Origin of the sequence: Solwaraspora sp. WMMA2080 (assembly GCF_027497395.1) — a bacterium.
Classification (GTDB): Bacteria; Actinomycetota; Actinomycetes; order Mycobacteriales; family Micromonosporaceae; genus Micromonospora_E.
Genome location: NZ_CP114910.1, coordinates 2,337,855 through 2,361,398 on the forward strand (window position 1 = coordinate 2,337,855; position 23,544 = coordinate 2,361,398).

21 protein-coding genes are annotated in these 23,544 nt (G+C 71.7%); 4 read left to right on the forward strand and 17 right to left on the reverse strand.

From position 1 onward, the window contains the following. Window positions 1–47 precede the first annotated feature (47 nt). From O7543_RS10630 to rimP, 15 genes are all read right to left on the reverse strand, one after another. Complete coding sequence (locus O7543_RS10630) at window positions 48–1,415, reverse strand: pitrilysin family protein (protein ID WP_281553979.1); 1,368 nt, start codon at window positions 1,413–1,415, stop codon at window positions 48–50. An 11-nt stretch (window positions 1,416–1,426) separates the two neighbouring features. Continuing rightward, the gene (locus O7543_RS10635) at window positions 1,427–3,772 is read right to left on the reverse strand and encodes a polyribonucleotide nucleotidyltransferase (protein ID WP_281553978.1); all 2,346 of its coding nucleotides are present in this window, start codon (window positions 3,770–3,772) and stop codon (window positions 1,427–1,429) included. 237 nt (window positions 3,773–4,009) lie between these two features. Next, complete coding sequence (gene rpsO / locus O7543_RS10640; RefSeq protein ID WP_123600601.1) at window positions 4,010–4,279, reverse strand: 30S ribosomal protein S15; 270 nt, start codon at window positions 4,277–4,279, stop codon at window positions 4,010–4,012. A gap of 185 nt (window positions 4,280–4,464) precedes the next feature. After that, the gene (locus O7543_RS10645) at window positions 4,465–5,427 is read right to left on the reverse strand and encodes a bifunctional riboflavin kinase/FAD synthetase (protein WP_281553977.1); all 963 of its coding nucleotides are present in this window, start codon (window positions 5,425–5,427) and stop codon (window positions 4,465–4,467) included. A 63-nt stretch (window positions 5,428–5,490) separates the two neighbouring features. Continuing rightward, the gene (gene truB / locus O7543_RS10650; RefSeq protein ID WP_281555503.1) at window positions 5,491–6,393 is read right to left on the reverse strand and encodes a tRNA pseudouridine(55) synthase TruB; all 903 of its coding nucleotides are present in this window, start codon (window positions 6,391–6,393) and stop codon (window positions 5,491–5,493) included. Window positions 6,394–6,443: 50 nt separating this feature from the next. Beyond that, window positions 6,444–7,808, reverse strand: a complete 1,365-nt coding sequence (locus tag O7543_RS10655; RefSeq protein WP_281553976.1) for an MATE family efflux transporter — start codon at window positions 7,806–7,808, stop codon at window positions 6,444–6,446. A gap of 423 nt (window positions 7,809–8,231) precedes the next feature. Then, window positions 8,232–8,450, reverse strand: a complete 219-nt coding sequence (locus O7543_RS10660; protein WP_281553975.1) for a DUF6186 family protein — start codon at window positions 8,448–8,450, stop codon at window positions 8,232–8,234. Then, the gene (locus O7543_RS10665) at window positions 8,447–8,854 is read right to left on the reverse strand and encodes a hypothetical protein (protein ID WP_281553974.1); all 408 of its coding nucleotides are present in this window, start codon (window positions 8,852–8,854) and stop codon (window positions 8,447–8,449) included. The genes O7543_RS10660 and O7543_RS10665 overlap by 4 nt, the downstream gene beginning before the upstream one ends. Window positions 8,855–8,977: 123 nt before the next feature. Beyond that, window positions 8,978–10,015, reverse strand: coding sequence for a bifunctional oligoribonuclease/PAP phosphatase NrnA (locus O7543_RS10670; protein ID WP_281553973.1), 1,038 nt, complete (start codon window positions 10,013–10,015; stop codon window positions 8,978–8,980). Continuing rightward, on the reverse strand, window positions 10,012–10,545 hold the full coding sequence (rbfA, locus tag O7543_RS10675) for a 30S ribosome-binding factor RbfA (RefSeq protein ID WP_281553972.1): 534 nt from the start codon (window positions 10,543–10,545) through the stop codon (window positions 10,012–10,014). Before rbfA ends, O7543_RS10670 begins: the two co-directional genes overlap by 4 nt. 100 nt (window positions 10,546–10,645) lie before the next feature. Then, complete coding sequence (locus O7543_RS10680; RefSeq protein ID WP_281553971.1) at window positions 10,646–10,939, reverse strand: DUF503 domain-containing protein; 294 nt, start codon at window positions 10,937–10,939, stop codon at window positions 10,646–10,648. 172 nt (window positions 10,940–11,111) lie between these two features. Beyond that, on the reverse strand, window positions 11,112–14,075 hold the full coding sequence (infB, locus tag O7543_RS10685) for a translation initiation factor IF-2 (protein WP_281553970.1): 2,964 nt from the start codon (window positions 14,073–14,075) through the stop codon (window positions 11,112–11,114). A gap of 93 nt (window positions 14,076–14,168) precedes the next feature. After that, window positions 14,169–14,501, reverse strand: coding sequence for a YlxR family protein (locus O7543_RS10690; protein ID WP_348650094.1), 333 nt, complete (start codon window positions 14,499–14,501; stop codon window positions 14,169–14,171). Window positions 14,502–14,510: 9 nt separating this feature from the next. Then, window positions 14,511–15,548, reverse strand: coding sequence for a transcription termination factor NusA (gene nusA / locus O7543_RS10695; RefSeq protein WP_278167954.1), 1,038 nt, complete (start codon window positions 15,546–15,548; stop codon window positions 14,511–14,513). Then, the gene (gene rimP, locus O7543_RS10700; RefSeq protein ID WP_281553969.1) at window positions 15,545–16,192 is read right to left on the reverse strand and encodes a ribosome maturation factor RimP; all 648 of its coding nucleotides are present in this window, start codon (window positions 16,190–16,192) and stop codon (window positions 15,545–15,547) included. Before rimP ends, nusA begins: the two co-directional genes overlap by 4 nt. 290 nt (window positions 16,193–16,482) lie before the next feature. On the opposite strand from rimP, the gene O7543_RS10705 reads away from it, so the two are divergent. From O7543_RS10705 to O7543_RS10715, 3 genes are all read left to right on the forward strand, one after another. Then, window positions 16,483–17,070 carry a hypothetical protein gene (locus tag O7543_RS10705; RefSeq protein WP_348650095.1) on the forward strand — a complete coding sequence of 196 codons (588 nt, stop codon included), beginning with the start codon at window positions 16,483–16,485 and terminating at the stop codon, window positions 17,068–17,070. A 33-nt stretch (window positions 17,071–17,103) separates the two neighbouring features. Beyond that, on the forward strand, window positions 17,104–17,517 hold the full coding sequence (locus O7543_RS10710) for a ferritin-like domain-containing protein (protein WP_281553968.1): 414 nt from the start codon (window positions 17,104–17,106) through the stop codon (window positions 17,515–17,517). A gap of 95 nt (window positions 17,518–17,612) precedes the next feature. After that, window positions 17,613–18,140 carry a PadR family transcriptional regulator gene (locus O7543_RS10715; protein ID WP_281553967.1) on the forward strand — a complete coding sequence of 176 codons (528 nt, stop codon included), beginning with the start codon at window positions 17,613–17,615 and terminating at the stop codon, window positions 18,138–18,140. Here the strand turns inward: O7543_RS10715 and map are convergent. Then, window positions 18,127–18,987, reverse strand: coding sequence for a type I methionyl aminopeptidase (map, locus tag O7543_RS10720; protein ID WP_281553966.1), 861 nt, complete (start codon window positions 18,985–18,987; stop codon window positions 18,127–18,129). The genes O7543_RS10715 and map overlap by 14 nt on opposite strands. A gap of 128 nt (window positions 18,988–19,115) precedes the next feature. On the opposite strand from map, the gene O7543_RS10725 reads away from it, so the two are divergent. Then, window positions 19,116–19,430 carry an STAS domain-containing protein gene (locus O7543_RS10725; RefSeq protein WP_281553965.1) on the forward strand — a complete coding sequence of 105 codons (315 nt, stop codon included), beginning with the start codon at window positions 19,116–19,118 and terminating at the stop codon, window positions 19,428–19,430. A gap of 27 nt (window positions 19,431–19,457) precedes the next feature. On the opposite strand, the gene O7543_RS10730 is transcribed toward O7543_RS10725, so the two are convergent. Continuing rightward, the gene (locus tag O7543_RS10730) at window positions 19,458–23,186 is read right to left on the reverse strand and encodes a SpoIIE family protein phosphatase (protein WP_281553964.1); all 3,729 of its coding nucleotides are present in this window, start codon (window positions 23,184–23,186) and stop codon (window positions 19,458–19,460) included. Window positions 23,187–23,544 lie beyond the last annotated feature (358 nt).

Here is a 23,544-nt window from a genome sequence, read left to right on the forward strand (position 1 = left end):
ACCGGCACAACCTATCCCACCGGCGGAGACAACGGTCCGGCCAGCGCCTACCCCACCGGCGAGGGCTGCGCGCCGGCTAACATCGTGGACTCCACCGGGCCGATCACCGCCAGGGACATCGGCCGGGTGAGCAGCTCGGCGGCGACCGCGCCGACCTGTTCGGCGGTCACCGCCGCCACCCGTGCGAGAAGCTGGTCCACGGTCAACTGCTCGCCGTAGAGCAGCTCCCCCTTGGCCAGCCGACCCATCCGGGATCCGGTGTCCTCCAGGCCCAGCACGTACCCGCCGCGGCTCATGCCCTTGCCCCGGGCCAGCTCGTCGGAGCTCAGCCCGTGCTCGACGACCGCCGCCAGCTCCGCCCGGACCAGCTCCAGCACCTCGTCGACCCGGCTCGGCGCACAACCGGCGTAGACGGCGAACGTCCCGCCGTCGGCGTACTGGCTGGCGTACGAGTAGACCGAGTAGGCGAGCCCTCGGCGTTCCCGTACCTCCTGGAACAGCCGGCTGGACATCCCGCCGCCGAGGACGTTGTTCAGCACGCCGAGCGCGAACCGACGGTTGTCGCCGCGGCTGATACCCGGGCCGCCGAGCACCAGATGGGCCTGCTCGGTCTCTTTATGGCGCACCATCACTCGGGGCCGACGGGCGCGTACCGCCGGGGTGGCCGGGCGCAGCGGCGCCGGAGCACCGGGCCGTTCGGCGTCCAACGGGCTGCCCCGCAGCGCGGCCCGTACCTGGCGGACCACCGCCCGATGGTCGAGGTTGCCGGCGGCAGCGATCACCATCGCCCCGGGCGTGTAGCGGCGCCGGTAGAAGTCGTGGATCTGCCGGCGGGTCAACGCCGAGATCGTTGCCTCGGTGCCGGAGATCAGCCGGCCGAGCGGATGCGGGCCGAAGACGGCCTCGGCGAGCAGGTCGTGAACCTCGTCGTCGGGCTCGTCGTCGTGCATGGCGATCTCTTCGAGGATCACGCCACGTTCGGTCTCCACGTCGGCCGGGTCGATCACCGAGTTGGCCACCAGGTCACAGACGACGTCGACGGCCAGCGGCAGGTCCTCGTCGAGCACCCGGGCGTAGTAGCAGGTGTACTCCTTGGTGGTGAACGCGTTGGTCTCGCCGCCAACAGCCTCGATCTGCGACGAGATATCCCACGCGGTACGCCGCTGCGTCCCCTTGAACAGCAGGTGTTCTAGGAAGTGCGAGGCCCCGGAGCGGGCCGGGGTCTCGTCGCGCGAGCCTACCCCGACCCACACGCCGAACGACACACTGCGCATCGCCGGAATCGCCTCGGTGATCACCCGCAGCCCGTTGGGCAGCACGGTACGGCGTACCGTACCGCCCAACGGGTCGGCGGTGAGTGTCCGGGTCACCGGCCGGGACAGGCCCCGGCCGGTGACCGGTTCGGTCCTGGCCATCTTGGCCGGCGTCAGCTGTGCCGGTTACGTCGGCGGCGCTCGCCGCCCTCGCCACCGTCGCCCCGGCTGGGGCCCCGGTCGCCACGGTCCCGGTCCCCGCGATCGCGCGGCCCCCGGTCACCACGGTCGCGGCCACCGGGACGCTCGCCGCCGTCGGACGCGGCCGGCGCCTCGGCGCCCTCTGGGCGGACCTTGTCCAGGTAGATCTTGCCGCGGGCGTCGATGTCGGCGATTTGCACCTCGACCTTGTCGCCGACGTTGAGGTGGTCCTCGACCCGCTCGACCCGCTTGCCGTCGCCCACCTTGGAGATGTGCAGCAGTCCGTCGCGGCCGGGCAGCAGCGAGATGAACGCGCCGAACGCGGCGGTCTTGACGACCGTGCCGAGGAACTTGTCGCCGGCCTTCGGCAGCGTCGGGTTGGCGATCGCGTTGATCCGCTCGACGGCGGCTTCGGCGGCCGGCCCGTTGGTGGCGCCGACGTAGATGGTGCCGTCGTCCTCGATCGAGATGTCCGCGCCGGTCTCGTCCTGGATCGCGTTGATGGTCTGGCCCTTCGGGCCGATCACCATGCCGATCTTGTCGACCGGGATCTTCACCGTGGTCACCCGCGGGGCGTGCTCGCTCATCGCGGCCGGCCCCTCGATCGCCTGGCGCATCACCTCGAGGATGGTCATCCGGGCCTCGCGGGCCTGCTGCAGGGCACCGGCGAGCACGTCCGACGGGATGCCGTCGAGCTTGGTGTCCAACTGCAACGCGGTGACGAACTCTGGGGTGCCGGCCACCTTGAAGTCCATGTCGCCGAACGCGTCCTCGGCGCCGAGGATGTCGGTCAGCGTGACGTACCGGGTCTGCCCGTCGACCTCGTCGGAGATCAGGCCCATCGCAATCCCGGCCACCGGGGCCTTCATCGGCACCCCGGCCGACAGCAGCGACAGCGTGGAGGCGCAGACCGAGCCCATGCTCGTCGACCCGTTGGAGCCGAGCGCCTCGGAGACCTGACGGATCGCGTACGGGAACTCCTCGCGGGTCGGCAGCACCGGCACCAGGGCCCGCTCGGCGAGCGCGCCGTGACCGATCTCCCGCCGCTTCGGCGAGCCGACCCGGCCGGTCTCGCCGGTGGAGTACGGCGGGAAGTTGTAGTTGTGCATGTAGCGCTTGGACTTCTCCGGGGAGAGGGTGTCCAGCGTCTGCTCCAGCCGCAGCATGTTCAGCGTGCTGACCCCGAGGATCTGCGTCTCGCCGCGCTCGAACAGCGCCGAGCCGTGCACCCGGGGCAGCACCCCGACCTCGGCGGTCAGCGGTCGGATGTCCCGTGGGCCGCGGCCGTCGATGCGTACCTGCTCGCGGAGCACCCGGGCCCGGACCTCGGACTTGGTCAACGACCGGAAGGCCGCGCCGATCTCCTTCTCCCGGCCCTCAAAGCGCTCGACGAGCTCGCCGGCGACCTTGTCCTTGATCCGGTCCAGCGCGTCCTCACGCTCCGCCTTGGAGGCGATCTTCAACGCCTCGGCGACCTCGTCGCGGCCGGCGGCCACGACCGCGTCGTAGACGTCGTCGCCGTAGTCGAGGAAGACCGGGAAGTCGGCGACCGGCTTCGCCGCCACCTCGGCCAGCTCGCTCTGCGCCCGGCACAGCTCGCGGATGGTCGGCTTGGCCGCCTCCAGCCCGCTGGCCACCACGTCCTCGGTGGGGGCGGTGGCGCCGCCGGCGATCAGCCCCACCGCGTGCGGCGTGGCCTCAGCCTCGACCATCATGATCGCCACGTCGCCGTCCGGCAGGGCCCGGCCGGCGACCACCATGTCGAAGGTGGCCCGGGACAGCTCGTCCAGGGTCGGGAAGGCCACCCACGCGCCGTCGACGTGGGCGACGCGGGTCGCCCCGATCGGCCCGGAGAACGGCAGGCCGGACAGCTTGGTGGACATCGACGCCGCGTTGATCGCGATCACGTCGTACGGGTGGGCCGGGTCCAGCGCCAGCACGGTGGCCACCACCTGGACCTCGTTGCGCAGGCCCTTGGCGAACGTCGGGCGCAGCGGCCGGTCGGTCAGCCGGCAGGTGAGGATCGCCTCCTCGCTCGGCCGACCCTCGCGGCGGAAGAACGAGCCGGGGATTCGCCCGGCGGCGTACATCCGCTCCTCGACGTCGACGGTGAGCGGGAAGAAGTCGAGGTGCTCACGCGGCTGTTTGCTGGCGGTGGTCGCGGAGAGCACCACGGTGTCGCCCAGCTGGGCGATCACCGAGCCGGCGGCCTGGCGGGCCAGCCGTCCGGCGGAGAAGGTGACCTCGCGGGTGCCGAAAGCTCCGTTGTCGATCACGGCGGTGCTGCGTTGGGTGCCGAGATTGTGCTGCTCGGTCATGGTAATGTCGCGCTCCTTTACGCGTCGTGGGGCCACGACCTCGGGGAGCTGCTCAACCGGCCGGTCATCGATCGAAGCGCCCGGGGGAGCCGGCGTCGTGGCCGGCTGGCCCGGGGGCCACTACCGAGGACCGGTACGTTGACCGGCTCCCGTCGACGGGTGGGTCGTGGTGCCCGGTGTCGGATGATGGTGGTGCGGCGCGGCGGGGCCATGGACGGCCGCCGCCGCGCCGCTACGTCACCGCCGCAGACCGAGCCGCTCGATGAGCGAACGGTAGCGGTTGATGTCCTTCTTCTGCAGGTAGTTGAGCAGCCGGCGGCGCCGGCCGACCAGCAGCAGCAGACCACGACGGCTGTGATGGTCCTGCTTGTGCACCTTGAGGTGCCCGGTGAGGTCGGCGATCCGCTTGGTGAGCACCGCGACCTGGACCTCCGGCGAACCGGTGTCCGCGTCGGCGGTGGCGTACTCCTCGCGGATCTTGCGCTTGGCTTCCTGATCGAGCGCCATGGTCTCCCTGAATCTGTGTGGGGTCGTCCCTCGTCTCGGCGCCCGCGGCGTCGTGCAGGCAGGCGAGACGAATCGTCGGTGGTCCGACGCTGTGTTCAGGCTACCAGCCGGTCGGCACGGCGGCCGGCAAGCCCACGGTGCGTCGGATCGCGGCTGCCCACCGGCCCGGGAGGCTCCGGTGGACGTCAGGCGCCGAGCACCGTCCGGACCTGGGCGACGTCCTCGTTCATCTGGACGACCAACGGACCGACCCCGTCGAACCGGCGGGTCTCCCGCAGCCGGGCGACGAAGTCGATCGCCACCTGCTCGCCGTAGATGTCCCGGTCGAAGTCGAGGACGTACGCCTCCACCCGGCGGTCGCGGCCGGCGAAGGTTGGGTTGGTGCCGATGGAGGCCGCAGCCGGCAGCCCGGGGCCTCCTCCGCTGAGCCCGTCCGGGCGGACCGGGCCGTCCGAGCGCACCAGCCGGGCCGCGTAGATGCCGTCCGCCGGCACCGCCGCGTACCGCGGGGTGAGCAGGTTCGCGGTGGGAAAGCCGATTTCCCGGCCGCGACGGTCGCCGCGGACCACCACCCCTTCGAGGCGGTGCGGCCGGCCGAGCGCGGCGGCGGCGGCGGTCACGTCCCCGGCGTCGATACAGGCCCGAATGTACGTCGAAGAGAAGACCGTGCCGCTGTCGGTGACCAGGCTGGCGTCCTCGACCGCGAACCCGAACCGGCGACCGAGCCGCGCCAGCAGCGCGACGTCCCCGGTGGCCCGGTGCCCGAACCGGAAGTTCTCCCCCACCACCACCACGGCGGCGTGCAGATGCTCGACCAGCAGGTCGTGGACGAACTGCTCAGCGGTCAGCCGGGAGAACTCGACGGTGAACGGCAGTACGCAGAGCACGTCCACGCCGAGCGATTCGATCAGCTCGGCCTTGCGGGCCGGCCCGGTGAGCACCGCCGGATGGCTACCGGGCCGCACCACCTCGGCCGGATGCGGGTCGAAGGTCACCACCACGGACTGGATACCGAGGTCGCGGGCCCGCTTGACGGCATGCCCGATCGTCGCCTGATGCCCGCGGTGGATGCCGTCGAACACCCCGATGGTGACCACCGCGCGACCCCAGCCACCACCGGCCGCCTCCACTCCCCGCCACCGCTGCATGATGCCTCCCGCCTGTGCCGCCAAGGTTTGCCCCAACCGGGTGACCGGCCGGGTTCGATGCTGTCACGCCGGCGCGAGGACGACCTCCGCGCGGGCCCGGCCGTCACGTTCCGACACCACCGCGAGCAGTTCGCCGTCCGGGGCGTAGACCGCATACGGCCCGGGTCGGCCGATCGGTGCGATCGGGCCACCGTGACCGAGCACCCGGGCCTCCTCCGCGCCGACCTCGCGGCCGGTGAGGAAGCGGCTGGCGGCGGTCGCCATGGGCAACTGCACCACGTCCGGTGCCCGCTGCTCAAGCTCCGCCAGAGTGGCGGCTTCGGCCGCGGTGAACCCGCCGACCGCGGTCCGGCGCAGCGCGGTGAGGTGCCCGCCGACGCCGAGCGCAGTCCCCAGATCCCGGGCGATGGCCCGGATGTACGTGCCGGACGAGCAGGCCACCTCGACGTCGACGTCGACGCTGCCGTCGGTCGGCGGGTGGACGGCGATCGGGTCGAGGCGGGAGATGGTCACCCGGCGGGCGGCCAGCTCGACCTGCTCGCCGGAGCGGACCCGCCGGTACGCCCGCTGCCCGTTGATCTTGATTGCGCTCACGGCGCTGGGCACCTGGTCGATCTCCCCGGTCAGCGCGGTCAGCCCGGCCCGGATCCGCTCCTCGGTGACACCGTCCACCGGCAACCGGGCGGTGACCTCCCCCTCGGCGTCGTCGGTCACCGTCGACACGCCGAGCCGGATGGTGGCCGTGTAGGTCTTGCCGACGCCGATCACGTAGGTAAGCAGCCGGGTGGCCCGGTTCACCGCGACCACCAGCACGCCGGTCGCCATCGGGTCCAGGGTGCCGCCGTGGCCCACCCGACGGGTGCCGGCCAGCCGCCGTATCCGGGCGACGACGTCATGCGAGGTCATCCCGGCCGACTTGTCGACCACGATCAGTCCGTGCGTACTCACGACTGCCAAGCCTGCCAGATCCCGATACTTGGTGGCGATCAGGTCCGGTCGCCCGATGGCCGCAGCGATCAGGTCCGGCCGGCCGGCACGCCGAGCACCGTCCACTGCGGCGACCTCAGCCGGTGGACCAGCCCGACCAGCCGGACCAGCATGAACACCGCCAGCCCGGCCCAGATGCCGGCCAGACCGAAATCGAGCAGGTAGCCGGCCCAGATGACCGGCAGGAATCCGCCGAGCGCGCCACCGATCGTGAGGTCACGTAGGTAACGCAGATCACCCGCCCCGATGAAGACCCCGTCGAGAGCGAAGACCACCCCGGCCACCGGCTGCAGCGCCACGAACCACGGCCAGATGACCATCGCCTGGTCGTGCACGCCGAGGTCAGGGCTGAACCAGCCGGGAATCACCGGGGCACCGGCGGCGAACAGCACCGCGAATCCGACGCCGGCGAGGAGGCCGAACAGCACCAGCCGGCGGGCGAGCAGCCGGGCGCCCGCCGCGTCACCGGCGCCCAGCGCCGCGCCGACCAGCGACTGGCCGGCGATCGCCAGCGCGTCCATCGCCAGCGCGGTGAAGAACCACAGCTGGATGGCGATCTGGTGGGCGCCGACCTGGATGGTGCCGTACCGTGCCGCGACAGCGGTGGCGGACAGGAAGCTGACCTGGAACGCGGCGCCTCGGATCAGCAGGTCACGTCCGACGGTGAGGTGGGTCAGCAGGAGGTGCGGCCGGGGGCGCAACGGCGCCCCGGCCGTCGCCAGCGCCCGGACGAAGAGCAGACCGCCCAGGGTCTGCGCGACGACGTTGGCCACCGCCGACCCGGTCAGCCCCAGACCCAGCGGGTAGACCAGCACCGGGCAGAGCACGGCGGAGACGACGTTGGCCGCCAGCACGTACCACACCGGACGGCGGGTCTCCTGCACACCGCGCATCCAGCCGTTGCCGGCGGCGGCCAGCAGCAGACCCGGCGCGCCCCAGGCGGCGATCCGCAGCCACTGTTCGGCGGCGTCGGCGACCGGGCCGTGCGCCCCGGCGAGCCCAGCGGTGATCGGACCGGCCAGGATCTGCAGCGCTACGGCGAGCAGCAGTCCGGCGAACGCCCCGAGCCAGGACGCCTGAACCCCCTCGGCCAGGGCGGCGGCCCGGTCACCGGCGCCGTAACGGCGGGCGGCGCGGCCGGTGGTGCCGTACGCCGCGACAGTGCCGAGCCAGGCGGCCACCGACATCACGGTGCCACCCACCGCGACGGCGGCGAGGGCCACCGGCCCGAGGCGGCCGACGACGGCGGTGTCGACGAGGACGTAGATCGGCTCGGCCGCCAGCACGACCAAAGCGGGTAGTGCCAGGCGCACGATCCGTCGGGTGGACGCCGACCGTGGTTCGGACCCCGGGCCGGACGGTGGCGACGGTGGCGTAGTGCCGGAGGTGGCCATCGCGGTACAGCCTGACAGCCGATTGGTAAGGAGCGCTATTGCCCAGGTCACTTACCTAGGCGGAACACCGCAGACCGATTCCCGCAACACACCGACCCAGGCCGCGCGGTCTCGCGCGACGGCGCGGCCGGAGGCGACCCGCAGACGTTACTGGCGGGTGTCCATCGACATCTGCAATGCCCGCCGGGCCTGCTCGCGCGCTTCGTCGGCGGTTTCGGGCTTGGGCTTGCTGGGCATGACGCCACGACCTTCCCACAGGTTGACACCGGATTGCCGACGACGGCACCTCCGGGATCACCGGGGCCGCGACCAGGCGGACAGGCGGCGGGCAGGTGTGGCCCGCACCACACCCAAGTTATCGTTCAGGTCCACATCCTGCGCACTGTTCCCACAATGCGAGAGAAATACATTAGTCTACGTCGATCACCGCGCGAAGAAGTGCCACCCGACCCACCACCAGAATCCGAAGACCCCGATCCGACCGACCGGCACCCTGCCCACCTCGTACTGCATCACGTACGCGCAAACGTCACCGAACGTCGGGATCCGCGAGCCCGGCCGCCTGGCGAGCAGTTCCAGCACCCCGAACAGCGCCAGCGCGACGACGAAACCGCCGATCACCGCCGCCCGAGTACCACTCATCGCCGCACCAGCACCCAGAACGCGGCCAGCCAGCCGCAGTACGCCGCCGACCGGGCCACTGGCCCGTCCAGCACCGGATCGGCCAGCTTGGAGAAGGTCGGGAAGTCGTCGGTCGAGCCCATCGCGAACGTGGCGCCCTCGACGACGGTGAACATCGCGACCGGCACGATCCACCACACCGCACCGTCACCGAGTCGACATGGGGTCGGCCGCCGTGGCACCCGGTGCGACAGACCGAACCAGATCAGCGCCCCGCCGGTGCCGATGGTGTACAGGTTCGCCGCCGTCGAGAACGAGGGCAGCTGCCCACCCACCAGCGACAGTACGGCAATGACCGGGATCGAGACGACCGGTCGGTCCCAGGCCCGCGGCACCTCCGCGGTGAGCTCAGACGGCTGCTCCATCACTCGATTGTCCCTGGTCGGTGACGACGAGTGAAGTGTCTATGCAGGTGGTCGGGGCTCGGTTGGCGAGATCTGGCACCTGTGGAGGAGACCGACCCGCGCCCGGGTCAGCGATCGGGGCACTCAGCCAAGCTGGGCACGGATGGCAGCGATGACCTCGTCGGCGCTGCCGACACCGGTGAAGCCGGCAGCGAGCCGATGCCCACCGCCGCCGAGCGCCACCGCCACCGCACTCACGTCGACACCGCCCTTGCTGCGCATCGATACCGCCCATCCGGTCTCGCTCACCTGCTTGAGCACGCAGCTCACATCCGCCTCGACCGTGCACCGGACCGAATCGATCAACGCCTCAAGCACATACGGCGGCTGGTCGAAACGTTCCAGATCGGCCAGGGTGGCATGGGTCCAGACGAGGCCCTGGCCGCCGGCTGCCGCCGGCTCCAGGACGCAACGTTGCAGCACCGCACCGAAGAGCTGGACCGCCCCGAACGGTCGGCTGTCGAAGACCCGCCGGGAGACCTCGGCCGGGCTGATGCCGGTGGCCAGCAACCGGGCGGCGAACTGGTGCACCGCCGGGGTGGTCATGTCGAACCGGAACGAACCGGTGTCGGTGATCAGCGCAATGTAGAGACACTCGGCGATCTCCCGGTCCAGCGGTACGCCGAGCCGGCCGAGCAACTGGTCGACCACCACCGAGGTGGCCGCCGCAGTCGGGTCCACGAGATGAATACCGCCGAACCGGGTGTTGGAGGCGTGGTGGTCGACCACGATCGCCGTCCGGGTCGTCATCCGATCGGCCAGGGCGTTCAGCCGGGACGCGCTCGCCACGTCGAAGCAGAGCGCCAGATCCGGATCGGCCCACGCCTCGTCCGGCTGGACCAACAGGTGGGAGCCGGGCATTCCCCGCAGGGACGGCGGCAGCTCCTGGTTGCCGGGAAACGCGGCCTGCACCGCGCAGCCGCCGAGCCGGGTCAGGCCCAGCCCGAAGCCGAGCATGCTGCCGAGCGCGTCACCGTCGGGGTTGACGTGGCACAGCAGCAGGACCCTCCCGCCGGGCGGGACCGCACGGACGGCGGCGACTGCGGCCGCCCACTCGTCCCCGGTCGGCCCGGTCGCCTGATCGGCGGCCGGTGGACCGACCGGAGACGGAACGCTGATCATCGGGGTCGCCCGTCCGGATGGGGCTGGCCGGACCCGGCTGCGTCAGCGGTCGCCGTGCCCTTCGGGGCCGCCTCCGCTGGGTCTTCGTCGTCCGCTGCGTCCTCGTCGTCATCCGAATCGGCCCGGTACGGCTGGGCGTCACCGGCGTACTCGGCGTTCGCCGCCAGCCGCTGCACCTCGGCGTCGGCGCTGCGGGCTGCGGCAAGCAGATCGTCGATGTGCTTGGCATGCTCCTGCACGTCGTCGAGGACGAAGGTGAGCGTCGGTGAGTGACGCAGCCCGAGCGCCTTGCCGACCGTGCTGCGCAGCAGCCCGTTCGCGCTGTCCAACGCCGCCTTGGTGCCGGCCTGGGCGGCGGCGTCACCGAGGACCGTGTAGAAGACCGTCGCGTCGCGCAGATCAGCGGTGATCCGCGCGTCGGTGATGGTGATCATGCCGAGTCTGGGGTCCTTGATCTGGGTACGCACCACCGAAGCCACCAGCTCGCGCACGCGCTCCGCGTGCCTGCGCACCCGCGCCGGGTCCGTCATTTCTACCTCCGCGGTGTCCGGTCAACGTGTCGACCCTACCTGTGCGCCGTACGCCGGGCCGGTCGGTGCGCGTGCGTGCCGGACCAGTCGGTGTCGTGGATCAGTCGTCGGCGCCGTAGAGCCGGCGCCGGACGGAGAGCAGCTCGATCTCGGGCCGACCGGTCACCATCCGTTCACAGTTGTCAAGTACCTCACGTACGTGCGCCGCGTCGGCCGCGACCACCGCCACCGCGATCTCCGCCCGGCCGTACCGGTCGAGCGCGCCGACCTCGGCGGCGGAGACCTCGAAGCGGCGCAGCGCGGCGACGATCGGGCGTACGTAGGAGCGTTTCGCCTTCAGCGACTGGGAGTCGCCCGGCAGCAGCATGTCGAAGGTGGCGGTTCCGGTGAACATCGTCCCGAAGAATACGCGGTCAGCGGCGGACTCGGCCGGCACCCGACGCCGACCGGCGATCGGCAGGCGGTACCGCCAGGCGGCACCGACGCGAGCAAGCGGTCGGCAACCGGTGAAGCGCACCCGGTTGCCGACCGCCCGTCGGCGTGCTGCGAGCCCTACGCCGAGCGGATCAGGTACGTACCTTCTCCCGCATCTCGAAGGTCTCGATGATGTCGCCCACCTGGATGTTGTTGTAGTTCCCCAGGGTCAGACCGCATTCGAAGCCCTCCCGGACCTCGGTCGCGTCGTCCTTGAAGCGCTTGAGCGAGCTGATGGTGACGTTGTCCGCCACCACCGCGCCGTCGCGCAGCAGCCGGGCCTTGGCGTTGCGTCGAATGATGCCCGACCGGACCATGCAGCCGGCGATGTTGCCGATCTTGGACGAACGGAACACGTCGCGGATCTCCGCGCTGCCCAGCTCGACCTCCTCGAACTCCGGCTTGAGCAGGCCCTTGAGCGCCGCGTCGATCTCCTCGATGGCCTGATAGATGACGGTGTAGTACCGGATCTCGACGCCTTCGCGGTCGGCGATCTCCCGGACCTTGTTGGAGGCCCGGACGTTGAAGCCGATGATCGTCGCCGCCTCGGCGGACGCGCTCGCGAGCATCACGTTGCTCTCGGTGATCGCACCCACACCCCGGTCCAGGATCCGCAGCTGGACCTCGTCCGGGATGTCGAGCTTGAACAGCGCGTCCTCCAACGCCTCGACCGAGCCGGAGACATCGCCCTTGAGGATCAGGTTGAGCGACGTCTTCTCGCCCTCCTTGATCTGCTCCATGAGCGTCTCCAGCGTCGCCCGGCCGCGGGAGTTGGCAAAGCTCGCCGCCCGCCGCCGTGCCTGTCGCTGCTCGGCGATCTGCCGCACCGTCCGGTCGTCCTGCGCGGCGAGGAACGTGTCACCCGCGCTGGGTACTGCGGTGAGACCGAGCACCAGCACCGGACGGGCCGGACCCGCCTCGGCGACCTGGTTGCCGTTCTCGTCCAGCATGGCCCGGACCCGGCCGTGCGCGCCGCCCGCCACGATCGAGTCGCCGGTACGCAGGGTGCCCTTCTGCACCAGTACGGTCGCCACCGCGCCCCGGCCCTTGTCCAGGTGCGCCTCGATCGCGATGCCCTGCGCCGGGCCGTCGACCGGAGCGGTGAGCTCGAGCGCAGCGTCGGCGGTCAGCAGCACCGCCTCCAGCAACTGGTCGATGCCGGTGCCGGGCTTGGCCGCCACGTTGACGAACATGGTCTCGCCGCCGTACTCCTCGGCGACCAGACCGTACTCGGTCAACTGCTGGCGAACCTTGTCCGGGTTGGCCTCCGGCTTGTCGATCTTGTTGACCGCGACCACGATCGGCACGTCGGCCGCCTTGGCGTGGTTCAGCGCCTCGATGGTCTGTGGCATGACTCCGTCGTCGGCCGCAACCACCAGCACCACGATGTCGGTGACCTGCGCACCACGGGCACGCATGGCGGTGAACGCCTCGTGACCCGGGGTGTCGATGAAGGTCAACGCGCGGTCCACCCCGTCGTGCGGCACGTGCACCTGGTAGGCACCGATGTGCTGGGTGATGCCGCCGGCCTCGCCCTCGACCAGGTTGGTCTGCCGAATCGCATCGAGCAGCTTGGTCTTACCGTGGTCGACGTGACCCATCACGGTCACCACCGGCGGTCGGGTGACCAGCCGGTCGGAGTCCACCTCGGCATCGAGGTCGATGTTGAACTGCGCGAGCAGTTCGCGGTCCTCGTCCTCCGGGCTGACGATCTGCACGTTGAACCCGAGGTGCTCACCCAACAACTGCAGCGTCTCGTCCGAGCAGGACTGGGTGGCGGTGACCATCTCGCCCAGGTTGAACATCTCCTGGACCAGCGACCCCGGATTGGCGTTGATCTTGTCAGCGAAGTCCGACAGCGACGCCCCACGCGACAGCCGTACCGCCTGACCCTGGCCACGCGGCGCGCCGGAACTCATCGTCGGCGCGGAGAGGTTGTCGAATTCCTGTCTGCGCTGCTTCTTGGACTTGCGGCCCCTGGTCGGGCGCCCACCCGGCCGCCCGAAGGCACCTGCGGTGCCGCCACCACGGCCACGGCCGCCACCACCGGGCCGACCCCCGCCGCCGGCAGGGGCGCCACCGCGGAAGCCACCGCCGCCGCCACCAGGGCCGCCACGGTAACCGCCGCCACCGCCGCCGCCACCAGGGCCGCCACGGTAACCGCCGCCACCGCCGCCGCCACCAGGGCCGCCACGGTAACCGCCGCCACCGCCGCCACGGCCGCCACCGGGACCACCGGGTCGGCCGGCGCCGCCGGGACCACCCGGGCGACCCGGGCGCTGCGACGGCATCGACGCCGGACTCGGCCGCGGTGGCATCGACGCCGGGCTCGGCCGCGGTGGCATCGACGCCGGGTTGGGCCGCTGCCCACCACCGGCGGCGGGTCGCTGCCCACCACCCTGGCTGATGCCGAACGGGTTGTTGCCGCCCCGCGCCGGCGGGCGGGCACCCGGCCGACCGGGTGCCCCCGACGATGGCGCACCGGGCGTCGACGGCCGACCGCCGGTCGAGCGACCGGCTGCCGGGCTACCTGGACGCGGCGGCACCGACCCTGGTCCGGGCTTGGGTCGGGGACCGCCGTCCGCCGGGGGCTCCCGCCGGCCGGTGTCCCGCTGCTTCGCCGCCTGCTGGGCGGCCTTGACGTTGGCCTCCTGCTCGGCCTTGAGCGCTGCCGCCCGCGCCTCGGCGGCGGCCACCTCGATGTCGTGCGCGCTCGCTGGCTTGGCCACCGGGGCCGCCGACGGCGGCGGACCGGGCACCGGGGCCTTGGGGCGCATCGACGACGGCGCCGCCGGCCGGCGCGGTGGCGCCGGCTTGGCGGAGACTCTCGGCTCGGTGCTGTTCGTCGGCGCCGCGGCCGGCCGGGCCGGTGCCGACGGTGACGACGACTGGGACGCCGCCGCGAACGCACCACGGAGGCGTCGGGCGACCGGTGCTTCCACCGTGCTCGACGCGGATTTCACGAACTCGCCCATCTCCTTGAGTTTGGCGAGAACGGTCTTGCTTTCGACCCCGAGCTCTTTGGCGAGCTCGTGTACGCGGGCCTTGCCTGCCACTGCACTCCTCACTCCGAGGTCGTGCGGGCAGCACCCGCAGCGACCTCACTCGTGCACTAGAAGCCTGCTCATTGCTGGGACTTCATCGTGTGCTCATGTCGGTCGTCCTACCTTGCTGTGCGACCCTCGTCCGGCCGGATGACCGGACGTAGCGGTTGACGTGCTGATGTACTCGGCCAGCTCGCCGGTGTCAACGACACCGGACACCCGCAGCGCCCGCCCGAAGGCGCGACGCCGCTGTGCCAGCTCCAGACATGCCGGACCGGGATGCAGGTGCGCACCCCGCCCCGGCAAACCACGGATCGGATCAGGTCGCAGGCGCGACACGTCCTCGCCTGCGACTACGACAACCCGTAGCAGCTCGTGAACCGGTGCACGTCGTCGGCAGCCCACACAGGTGCGCACCGGCAACGCACGTCGTACCACGAGAAAAGTCTACCCCGACGCGCCAGAGACCGCGCCGCCCGGTTCCGGAGCCGGATCCCGACCAGCGGAACCGGCCTCGGTGTCCGGTCGGATGTCGATCCGCCAGCCGGTCAATCGGGCAGCAAGCCGGGCATTCTGCCCCTCCCTGCCGATGGCCAGCGAAAGTTGAAAGTCCGGCACCGTCACCCGGGCGGTACGGGTGGCCGCGTCGACCACCTCGACCCGCAACGCCTTCGCCGGCGACAGCGCGTTACCCACGAAGGCGGCCGGGTCGTCGGACCAGTCGATGATGTCGATCTTCTCGCCGTGCAGTTCGCTCATCACCGCCCGCACCCGCTGGCCCATCGGACCGATACAGGCACCCTTGGCGTTGACCCCGGAAGCGGTCGACCGTACCGCGATCTTGGTCCGGTGGCCCGCTTCCCGGGCGATCGCCGCGATCTCCACGGTGCCGTCGGCGATCTCCGGGACCTCCAGCGCGAACAGCCGCTTGACCAGATTGGGGTGAGAACGGGACAGGGTGATCTGCGGCCCCCGGAACCCTTTGGCCACGTGCACCACCACGCACCGGATCCGCTGGCCGTGCGGGTAGGTCTCACCCGGCACCTGCTCGGCGGCCGGCAGCACTGCCTCCAACTTGCCCAGGTCGACGGTGACGATCCCCTTCTCGGTGCGGGCCTCATGGGCCTGGATCACCCCGGTGACGAGGTCACCGTCGCGCCCGGCGTACTCCCCGAAGTGAACTTCGTCGGTTGCTTCCCGCAACCGCTGCAGAATCACCTGTTTGGCGGTCATCGCGGCGATCCGCCCGAAATCGTGCGGGGTGTCGTCCCACTCGCGCAGCACCGCGCCCTCGGCGTCGAGATCCTGGGCGTAGACCAGCGCCATCCCACTGCGCCGGTCGATCTCGACCCGGGCATGGGTCTGCGCGCCCTCGGTGTGCCGGTACGCGGTCAGCAGCGCGGCCTCGATAGCCGCGAGAATCGTGTCGAACGGGATCTCCCGCTCGCGCTCCAGTGCGCGCAGCGCCGCGAGGTCGATGTTCACCTCTCCTCGTCCTCCACTTCGTCGTCGTCGGACGGGTCGTCGACATCCGCCGGGTCGTCGTCGACGACCTCGTCGAGGCGGTTGAACTCCACCTGGACCCGCCCGGGGCCGAGGTCGTCGTAGGGCCACCGCTGCACGTCACCGTCGACGTCCAGCTCCACCGACTCATCGTCGGCCGTGACGATCCGGCCGGTCACCTGGCGCTGGGCCACGGTCACCCGCACCAGCCGGCCGGCGTTGCGGCGCCAGTGCCGGGACAACCGCAGCGGCCGGTCCACGCCGGGGGAACTGACCTCGAGCTGGTACTCGCCGACGATCAGCTCCGCGCCGGCCACCGACTCGGCCTCGTCCAGGGCCACCGAGACCGCGCGGGACACCTCGGCCACCGAGTCGAGCCCGACGCCGCCGTCGGCGTCGACGATCACCCGGACCAGGTATCGACGACCCACCCGGGAGACCGAGACGTCCTCCAGGTCGAAGCCGGCAGCCCGGACCACTGGCTCGACGATCGCACGCAACCGGTCACGCCGGGCCGCAGTTGCGACCTGGGGCCGTTGCGTGCCGTCCGGACGGGGCCGCGTGGCGGCGGCCCGACGGGCGCGGGAACCGGGTGACCTGCCACCAGCGCGGTCACGCTGTGTCATCTCCGCACCCTTCCACCGTTATCTTCTTCGTTGGCCGCTCGACGCGACACCAGCGGTGCCGCCGGATGTTACTCCGACGCGACTGGGCAGAGCGTAACGCGCGGCCGAGGCGATCGACCCCCCGGCGCACCGAGGAAACCGGACACCCGACCGCACGCGGATACGGGTAGCCACCCGGGACAGCGACGACCACACTGAGTCGCGAGTACAGAACTTTCCGGATAGGCTCCGGCCGGGCCGATCCCGGGAGGCGCGGACCGAACGCGGCGTCGATGGTGTTGACTGGTCCGGTGTTCGCGAACCAACCAGGCCGGCGGGCGATCGGCAGGATCGCGCACCCGGCCACCTCTGCGGCCAGCGGCTGCAGCCGACGCGGAGTGATCCGGGGTGCCGTCGGAGCGGCCGTCGCCCTCGCCGTCCCGGCCGGGCTGGCCGGATGCGGCCTGCTCGGCGGTGAGCCGGAGCCCGAACCGGAGCCGGATCCACTCGCCGGCCTGCTCGCCGCCACGCTGGAGCTGGTAGGTCGCTACGACGCCGCGATGACCACGGCGGCCGGACTCGGCCCGCTGCTGACCCCGGTCGTCGCCACCCACCGGGCGCACGCCGAGGAGCTCAGCCGGCTGACCGGGATCGCCCTACCGGCCCCGACGACCGCCGCCCCCGGCGGCCAACCCACCGACCCGGGCACGGCCGTACCGGGGCCCGGCACCTCGGCCCCGCCGGGCGACCGGGCCGCCGTACTCACCGCGTTGCGGTCCGCGGAGGAGGCTGCCGCAACCGAGGCCGCAGCCGCGTGCCACACCGCCGCTGCCGACCGGGCCGCACTACTGGGCTCGATCGCCGCCGCCCGCACCTGCCACCTTGAGGTGCTGCGTTGAGCGTGCATCACCGGATCAGAAGGAGCAGAGACCGTGGCTGACGGGTGGGAGCAGGCACTCGCCGCCGAGTACGCGGCGATCTTCGCCTACGGCGTACTCGGGGTCCAGCTCGACGGCGACGCCGCTGGCCGGGCCCGGGACGCCGAGGCCGCCCACCGGGACCGGCGCGACCAGCTGATCCTGCGGATCGGCGCCGCCGCACCGCCGGTCGACCCGGCCTATCAGCTGCCGTTCCCGGTCACCGACACGACCAGCGCCCTGCGGTTGGCCGCCGAGGTGGAGGAGCGGGCCGCCGCCGTCTGGCGGGCGGTGCTGCCGGTCACCTCCGGCGCGGACCGTGAGGCGGCCCTCACCGTCCTGATCGAGTACGCGGTCCGCGCGACCCGCTGGCGACAGGCGGCCGGCGTCACACCGGCCGTACCGACCTGGCCGGGCCGGCCCGGCTGAAGCGAGGCTGACGCGCGACCGGAAATCCCGCGACCGGAACCGCAATTCATGATCCCGGTTGCCGCCCACCTACCCGGTATGCATACTCAGCTGGCATGTCGATCCGCCACGGGCTGCTCGCGCTGCTCGACCGGGGCCCGATGCACGGGTACCAGCTCCGGGCCGCCTTCGAGGAGGCCACCGGCGGGGCGTGGCCGCTCAACATCGGTCAGGTGTACACCACGCTCAGCAGGCTGGAACGCGACGGGCTGGTGCACGCGCTGGCGGGCAACGCGGCCGGGCAGCGACCGTTCGCCATCACCGACGCCGGCCGGGACGCGCTGGCCGGCTGGTTCAGCAGCCCGGTGGGCCGCGTCGGCCAAGGCCGCGACGAGCTGACGGTGAAGATCGCCCTCGCGCTGAGCACACCCCGGGCGGACGTACGCGGGGTGGTCGCGGCGCAACGGGCGGCGACCCTGGACGCGGTACGGGAGCTGACCCGTGCCCGAGCGAGGTCGGCCGACGTCGACCGCGTCGGCCGGCTGGTGCTCGACGCGATGCTGTTCCGGGCGGAGGCGGAGATCCGCTGGCTCGACCACTGTGAGACCAGTCTGCTGGGCCCCGGTCCGGTCAGGGCAGGGTGAGGATCTCGAAGCCGTCCTCGGTGACCACGATCGTGTGCTCGAACTGGGCGGTCCACCGGCGGTCCTTGGTGACCACCGTCCAGCCGTCCCGCCACATGTCGTACTCGTGCGTGCCGAGCGTGATCATCGGCTCGACGGTGAACGTCATTCCCGGTTCCATCACGTCCGTGGGTCGTGGACTGTCGTAGTGCGGAACGTACAGCCCGCTGTGGAACGCCTCACCGATGCCGTGGCCGGTGAAGTCGCGTACCACGCCGTAGCCGAACCGACGGGCGTAGGACTCGATCACCCGGCCGATCACGTTGATCTGCCGCCCCGGGGCCACCGCCCGGATGCCCCGCATCATCGCCTCGTGGGTCCGCTCGACCAGCAGTTGGGCCTCCTGGGAGACCTCGCCGACGCAGAAGGTCGCGTCGGTGTCGCCGTGCACCCCGCCGATGTAGGCGGTCACGTCGACGTTGGCGATGTCGCCGTCGGCCAGCACCGTGGAGTCGGGGATGCCGTGGCAGACGACCTCATTGAGGCTGGTGCAGCAGGATTTGGGGAACCCCTTGTAGCCCAGGGTCGACGGATAGGCGCCGTTGTCACAGAGGAAGTCGTGCACCACCGCGTCGATCTCGTCGGTGGTCACCCCTGGTTTGCAGTGCTCACCGGCGAGCTGCACGGCCCGGGCGGCGAGCCGACCCGCCACCCGCATCCGCTCGATCGTCTCCGGGGACTGCACGTGCGAGCCCCGCCAGGGCGCGGGCTGCTTGCGACCGACGTACTCCGGCCGGGTGATGTGCGCCGGCACCGGCCGCCACGGCGAGATCTTTCCAGGGGTCAGCGGAGCGCGGACGGAGGTCATGCGTCCAGCCTAGCGCCGTCGGTGCCGACCCAACCGGCCGGCGACCGGGCCACCACCATCACGCTGGGCAGTCGACCTTTTACCGCCGAATCTTGCCGGATCCGCACAGTTGTGCCATCTTAACGTTCGTGAATCAGCAGGGTCAGGAGCAGCACTTCTCCGCCACCAGTGACCTGGACGGTGACCGTCTGACCGTCACTGTCACCGGCGAGGTGGACATGGCCACCGCCGATCGCATGTACCGGGCCGCGATCCACGAGGACGCCGGCAAGGTGACCCTCGATCTGCGTACGGTCTCGTTCTTCGACTCGGCGGCCATCCACGCGCTGCTCCAGCTCACCGACCACTACCCGCAGGCGTTGACGGTGCTGCCGTCCCGGCAGGTCCGCCGGGTCCTGGACATCTCCGGCCTCGGCGGGCAGCCGTGGCTGGCCGCCGACTGACACCGACCGGCGGCCCGGTCCGGGCGGTCAGGAGGGATCCGGTCGGGGATCCAGTCGACGGCGCAACGTGACCTCGCTGCCCTGCCCGTCCCGGTCGATCCGCAGTTCGGCCAGGGCGGCGATCAACGCCAGTCCCCGACCCCGGAACCCGATGTCGGAGTCCTCCCGCCAACCGCCGCTGTCCCGGACGCTGGCGACCAGGTGGTCCCCGTCGATACCAACCTCCAGCCAGATGTCCGGCTGCGCCGGGGTGACCGGGTGCTCTATCGCGTTGGCCGCCGCCTCGGAGATCGCCACCGTCAGATCGAACTGGTCGGTGTCGCCGATCCGGTGCGCGGCGAAGAAGTCCGCCAGCCGTCGACGCAGCAGCGCCAGTGCCCGCGCCTGCGCCGGCAGCCGCATCCTGAGGCGGTCCAGCTCGGTCGCCTCCAGCACCAGCACCGCGACGTCGTCGCGACGTGGCCGGCGGGCCACCCGGCGCAGCAGCCGGTCGGCGATCTCCTCGACGTGATCGCCGCCGGCTCGGGCGTCGGCCCGGACCTGGTCCAGCCCGGCGTCGATGCCCCTGGTGCGGTCCTCGATCAGCCCGTCCGTGTAGCAGATCAGTCGGCTGCCGATGTCGAGCCGATCGGTCGCCGTGTCGTAGCGGCTGTCCCGGATCGCCCCGATCGGCGGGCCGAGCGCCCGCTCGTGCAGCAGCTCGGCCGTTGCGCCGTCAACCACCACCGGTGGCGGATGGCCGGCACTGGCGTACCGCAGCACACCGCTGGACGGCTCGAGCCACAGGCAGAGCACGGTGGCAAGGGAACGCCGGCCCATCGTCGTGACCAGCCGATTCAGCCGGGTGAGGGCGTCACCGGGCGAGAAGCCCTCCAGCAGGTACGCCCGCAGCGCGTTACGCAGCTGACCCATGGTGGCCGCCGCGTTCACACCCTTGCCGACCACGTCGCCGATCACCAGGACCAGCCGACCGCCGCCGACCTCCACCACGTCGTACCAGTCGCCGCCGACCTCAGCCTCGGCGTTGCCGGGCAGGTAGCGGCTGGCGATCAGCGCGCCGGGCACCCTGGGCAGCGTCTGGGGCAGCAGGCTGTGCTGCAGGGTGCTGGCGATGCGGTGCTCCGCCTCGTACAGCCGGGCATTGCCCAGCCGCAGCCCGACCATCCGGGCGAACTCCGCCAGCGCCGCCTCGTCGATGTCCGGGTCGGCGCCGACGCCGTCGAACGGCCAGACCGACAACTCGCCGAGCCGTTCCCCGTCGGCGCCGATGAACGGGGTGACCGTCGCCGGGTGGGCGGAGGGCTGGCCGCCGCCGTCCGCCTCGTAGCGGGCACCCGGTGCGGTGGCGACCACCTTCGACGCCCGGACCAGCCGCTGCACGTGTTCGACCGCGACCCGCAGCACCTCGCTGGTGGTCTGTGCGGTGTTGACCGCGACGGCGGCGTCGGCGAGGGCCCGCAGCTGGTGGATGATCCGGCCCCGCAGCTGACCCAGCTCGACGTTGGCCCGCACCCTGGCGACGAGTTCCTGCGCGGCGAACGGCTTCACCAGGTAGTCGTCGGCGCCAGCGGACAGCCCTAGCACGGCGGCCTCGGGCCCGGCCCGGGCGGAGAGCACGACGATCGGCACATGCCGCGTCCGCCGGTCCGCGCGCAACGCGGTGACCAGGCCGAAACCGTCCAGTTCCGGCATCATCACGTCGGTCAGGATCAGATCGAAGGGGGTACGGGTGGCGAGGGCAAGCGCCGCGGCACCGTCGGCCGCTGCGACCACCTGCCAGTGCGGTGCCAGCAACCGGGTCACGTGGTCGCGCAGGTCGGCGTTGTCGTCGGCCACCAGGATCCGCCCGACGGACTGGTCGACCCGTGGCTGCTCGGTCACCTCCCGCGCCGGCCCGACGCTCCACCGCTGCGTCTCGGCCAGGTACAGCTGTCTGGTGTCGCCGACCTCGTCGCGCCCGGCCGGCCGCTCGGAGTCCTCGCCGGTCGCCGAATCGGCGACCGGGCCGGCCGGCGGGGTCGGCCCGACGCCGACCGGGATCTCGACGGTGAAGACACTGCCCTGACCCGGTTCGCTGCGGACCGCGACGGCCCCGCCGTGCAGCTGAACAAGCTCCCGGACCAGCGCCAGCCCGATCCCGGTGCCTTCGTGGCTGCGGGCCCGGGTGCCGGCCACCCGGTGAAACCGCTCGAACAGATGCGGCAGGTCGGCGGCGGGGATACCGACCCCGGTGTCGGCGACAGCCAGCTCGACCGACGTGCCGAGCGCCCGTAACCGCACGGTGATGGTGCCGTCGAAGGTGAACTTCACCGCGTTGGACAGCAGGTTCAGGACGATCTTTTCCCACAGGTCCGGGTCAACCTGCACGGTCCCGGGCAGCGGCGGGCACTGCACGACCAGGTCCAGCCCGGCCCGCTGGGCAGCCGAGCGGAACGTGCTGGCCAACCGGTTCGTCAAGTCGGCCAGGTCGACCGGCTGCAGCGCTGCCCGCGCCCGGCCGGATTCCAGCCGGGAGAAGTCCAACACGGTGTTGACCAGCTTGAGCAGGCGAAGGGCGTTGCGGTGCATCATCTCGGCCCGCTCGCGGTGTGCCACCGGCAGGCCCGCGTCGGCAAGCTGGTCCTCGATCGGGCCGAGCAGCAACGTCAGGGGGGTCCGGAACTCGTGACTGACGTTGGCGAAGAAGTCGGTCTTGGCCTGGTCGATCACGGCGAGTTCGGCGGCTCGGGCCCGCTCGTGCAGATAGGCCCGCTGCTGGCTGACCGCGCTGGAGATCTGGGTGGTGATCAGGTCGAGGAAGTCGCGGTAGTCACTGGTGAACGGCAGGTGCCGGCTGTGGCCGAGGACGAGCGCACCGACCGGGTCGGTCGCCGCGCAGATCGGCAGGACGAGCACCTCCGGTGCTGCGGCGTCCGGTGGTGCGGCGACGAAGTCCGCCGCCCGGGCGGTCTGTACGGTACCGCCACGCAGGGCGTCCAACAGCGCGGCCGGGGCGTCGCCCGGGCTCGGCTGCGTCGGCGCGATGACGGTCTGCGTCGCGACGCCGGTGCAGCCGGCCAGTCGCGCGGAGTCCGCATCCGATCCGAGGTAGAGCAGGGCGAACGGGATGTCATCGTGGCAGGTGTCGAGTACCTCCAGCACACCACGGCGTAGGTCGGCCTGGCTCTGCAGATCGGACAACCGACTACCCAGCCCGGCGAGGGTACGGATCCGACGCTCGCCGAGCACCCGCCCGGTGGTCTCACTGACGATGCAGAAGACACCCCCGACGCTGCCGTCCTCGACCAGCAGCGGGTCGTAGGAGACGTCGAAGTAGGTCTGCTCGAGGAAGCCGTGCCGTTCGAGCAGGAACGGATGATCGGTGCCGCGGTAGGCGGTCCCGCTCTCGACCACCCCGGTGAACAGCGGCTCCAGCACGTCCCACAGCTCCGACCAGTGCTCGGCGGCGGGCTCGCCCAGGGCGGCCGGATGCTTGGCGCCGATCGTGGGCAGGTAGGCGTCGTTGTAGAAGGCGCGCAGCTGCGGCCCCCAGTAGAGCACGATCTGGGCCTGCGACGAGAGCATCATGCCGACCGCCTGGCACAGGCTGGCCGGCCAGCTGCCCAGCGCGCCGAGCGGGCTGCGGCTCCAGTCGCGCTCCCGGATCAGCCGGTTGGTCTCGCCGGCCCGGCCGAGGGCCGCGGCGAGCAAAGCAGGGACGGCCGGTCGAGGAGCCGGCACCATCGGTGCGCCGACCGACCGCTCGCCCTCTGTCATCGCTGGCCACCCTCGCTCGTCGAACCCGTCACCCGGCCGCCGCCACCGCGTCCACCTGCGGAGCCCCGCCACGCCCGCCGGCCGGGCCGGGCCCAGTCATGCGGCGTGGGTCGCCTCCTACCCCGGCGCCGCTCGAACGTAACGTGTGGTCGACCGGGCGGTCAGGAGAAGGCTGGCAGATCATGGATGCTGGTCGAAGAACATCAGCTGAGCTGCGGGGTGGCCAGGGTCGGTTCCGCCGGATCTGGACGGTGGGGTACCAGGTCGGGCGGCCGGGCCGGCGACCCGCCCGGGGAGGTCGCCGGCCCGCTCTGGTTGCGGCGCTGTCTGTCACCGGACCGCCTGGCCGGGACGTCAT

Coding starts and splice junctions, on each gene's coding strand:
- map (WP_281553966.1), bottom strand. CDS start 18,987: ATGACCTCCGTCCGCGCTCCGCTGACCCCTGGAAAGATCTCGCCGTGG.
- O7543_RS10715 (WP_281553967.1), top strand. CDS start 17,613: ATGTCGATCCGCCACGGGCTGCTCGCGCTGCTCGACCGGGGCCCGATG.
- O7543_RS10635 (WP_281553978.1), bottom strand. CDS start 3,772: ATGACCGAGCAGCACAATCTCGGCACCCAACGCAGCACCGCCGTGATC.
- rimP (WP_281553969.1), bottom strand. CDS start 16,192: ATGACACAGCGTGACCGCGCTGGTGGCAGGTCACCCGGTTCCCGCGCC.
- O7543_RS10655 (WP_281553976.1), bottom strand. CDS start 7,808: ATGGCCACCTCCGGCACTACGCCACCGTCGCCACCGTCCGGCCCGGGG.
- O7543_RS10630 (WP_281553979.1), bottom strand. CDS start 1,415: ATGGCCAGGACCGAACCGGTCACCGGCCGGGGCCTGTCCCGGCCGGTG.
- rpsO (WP_123600601.1), bottom strand. CDS start 4,279: ATGGCGCTCGATCAGGAAGCCAAGCGCAAGATCCGCGAGGAGTACGCC.
- O7543_RS10730 (WP_281553964.1), bottom strand. CDS start 23,186: ATGACAGAGGGCGAGCGGTCGGTCGGCGCACCGATGGTGCCGGCTCCT.
- O7543_RS10670 (WP_281553973.1), bottom strand. CDS start 10,015: ATGATCAGCGTTCCGTCTCCGGTCGGTCCACCGGCCGCCGATCAGGCG.
- O7543_RS10660 (WP_281553975.1), bottom strand. CDS start 8,450: ATGAGTGGTACTCGGGCGGCGGTGATCGGCGGTTTCGTCGTCGCGCTG.
- O7543_RS10645 (WP_281553977.1), bottom strand. CDS start 5,427: ATGCAGCGGTGGCGGGGAGTGGAGGCGGCCGGTGGTGGCTGGGGTCGC.
- O7543_RS10680 (WP_281553971.1), bottom strand. CDS start 10,939: ATGTTCACCGGAACCGCCACCTTCGACATGCTGCTGCCGGGCGACTCC.
- O7543_RS10665 (WP_281553974.1), bottom strand. CDS start 8,854: ATGGAGCAGCCGTCTGAGCTCACCGCGGAGGTGCCGCGGGCCTGGGAC.
- rbfA (WP_281553972.1), bottom strand. CDS start 10,545: ATGACGGACCCGGCGCGGGTGCGCAGGCACGCGGAGCGCGTGCGCGAG.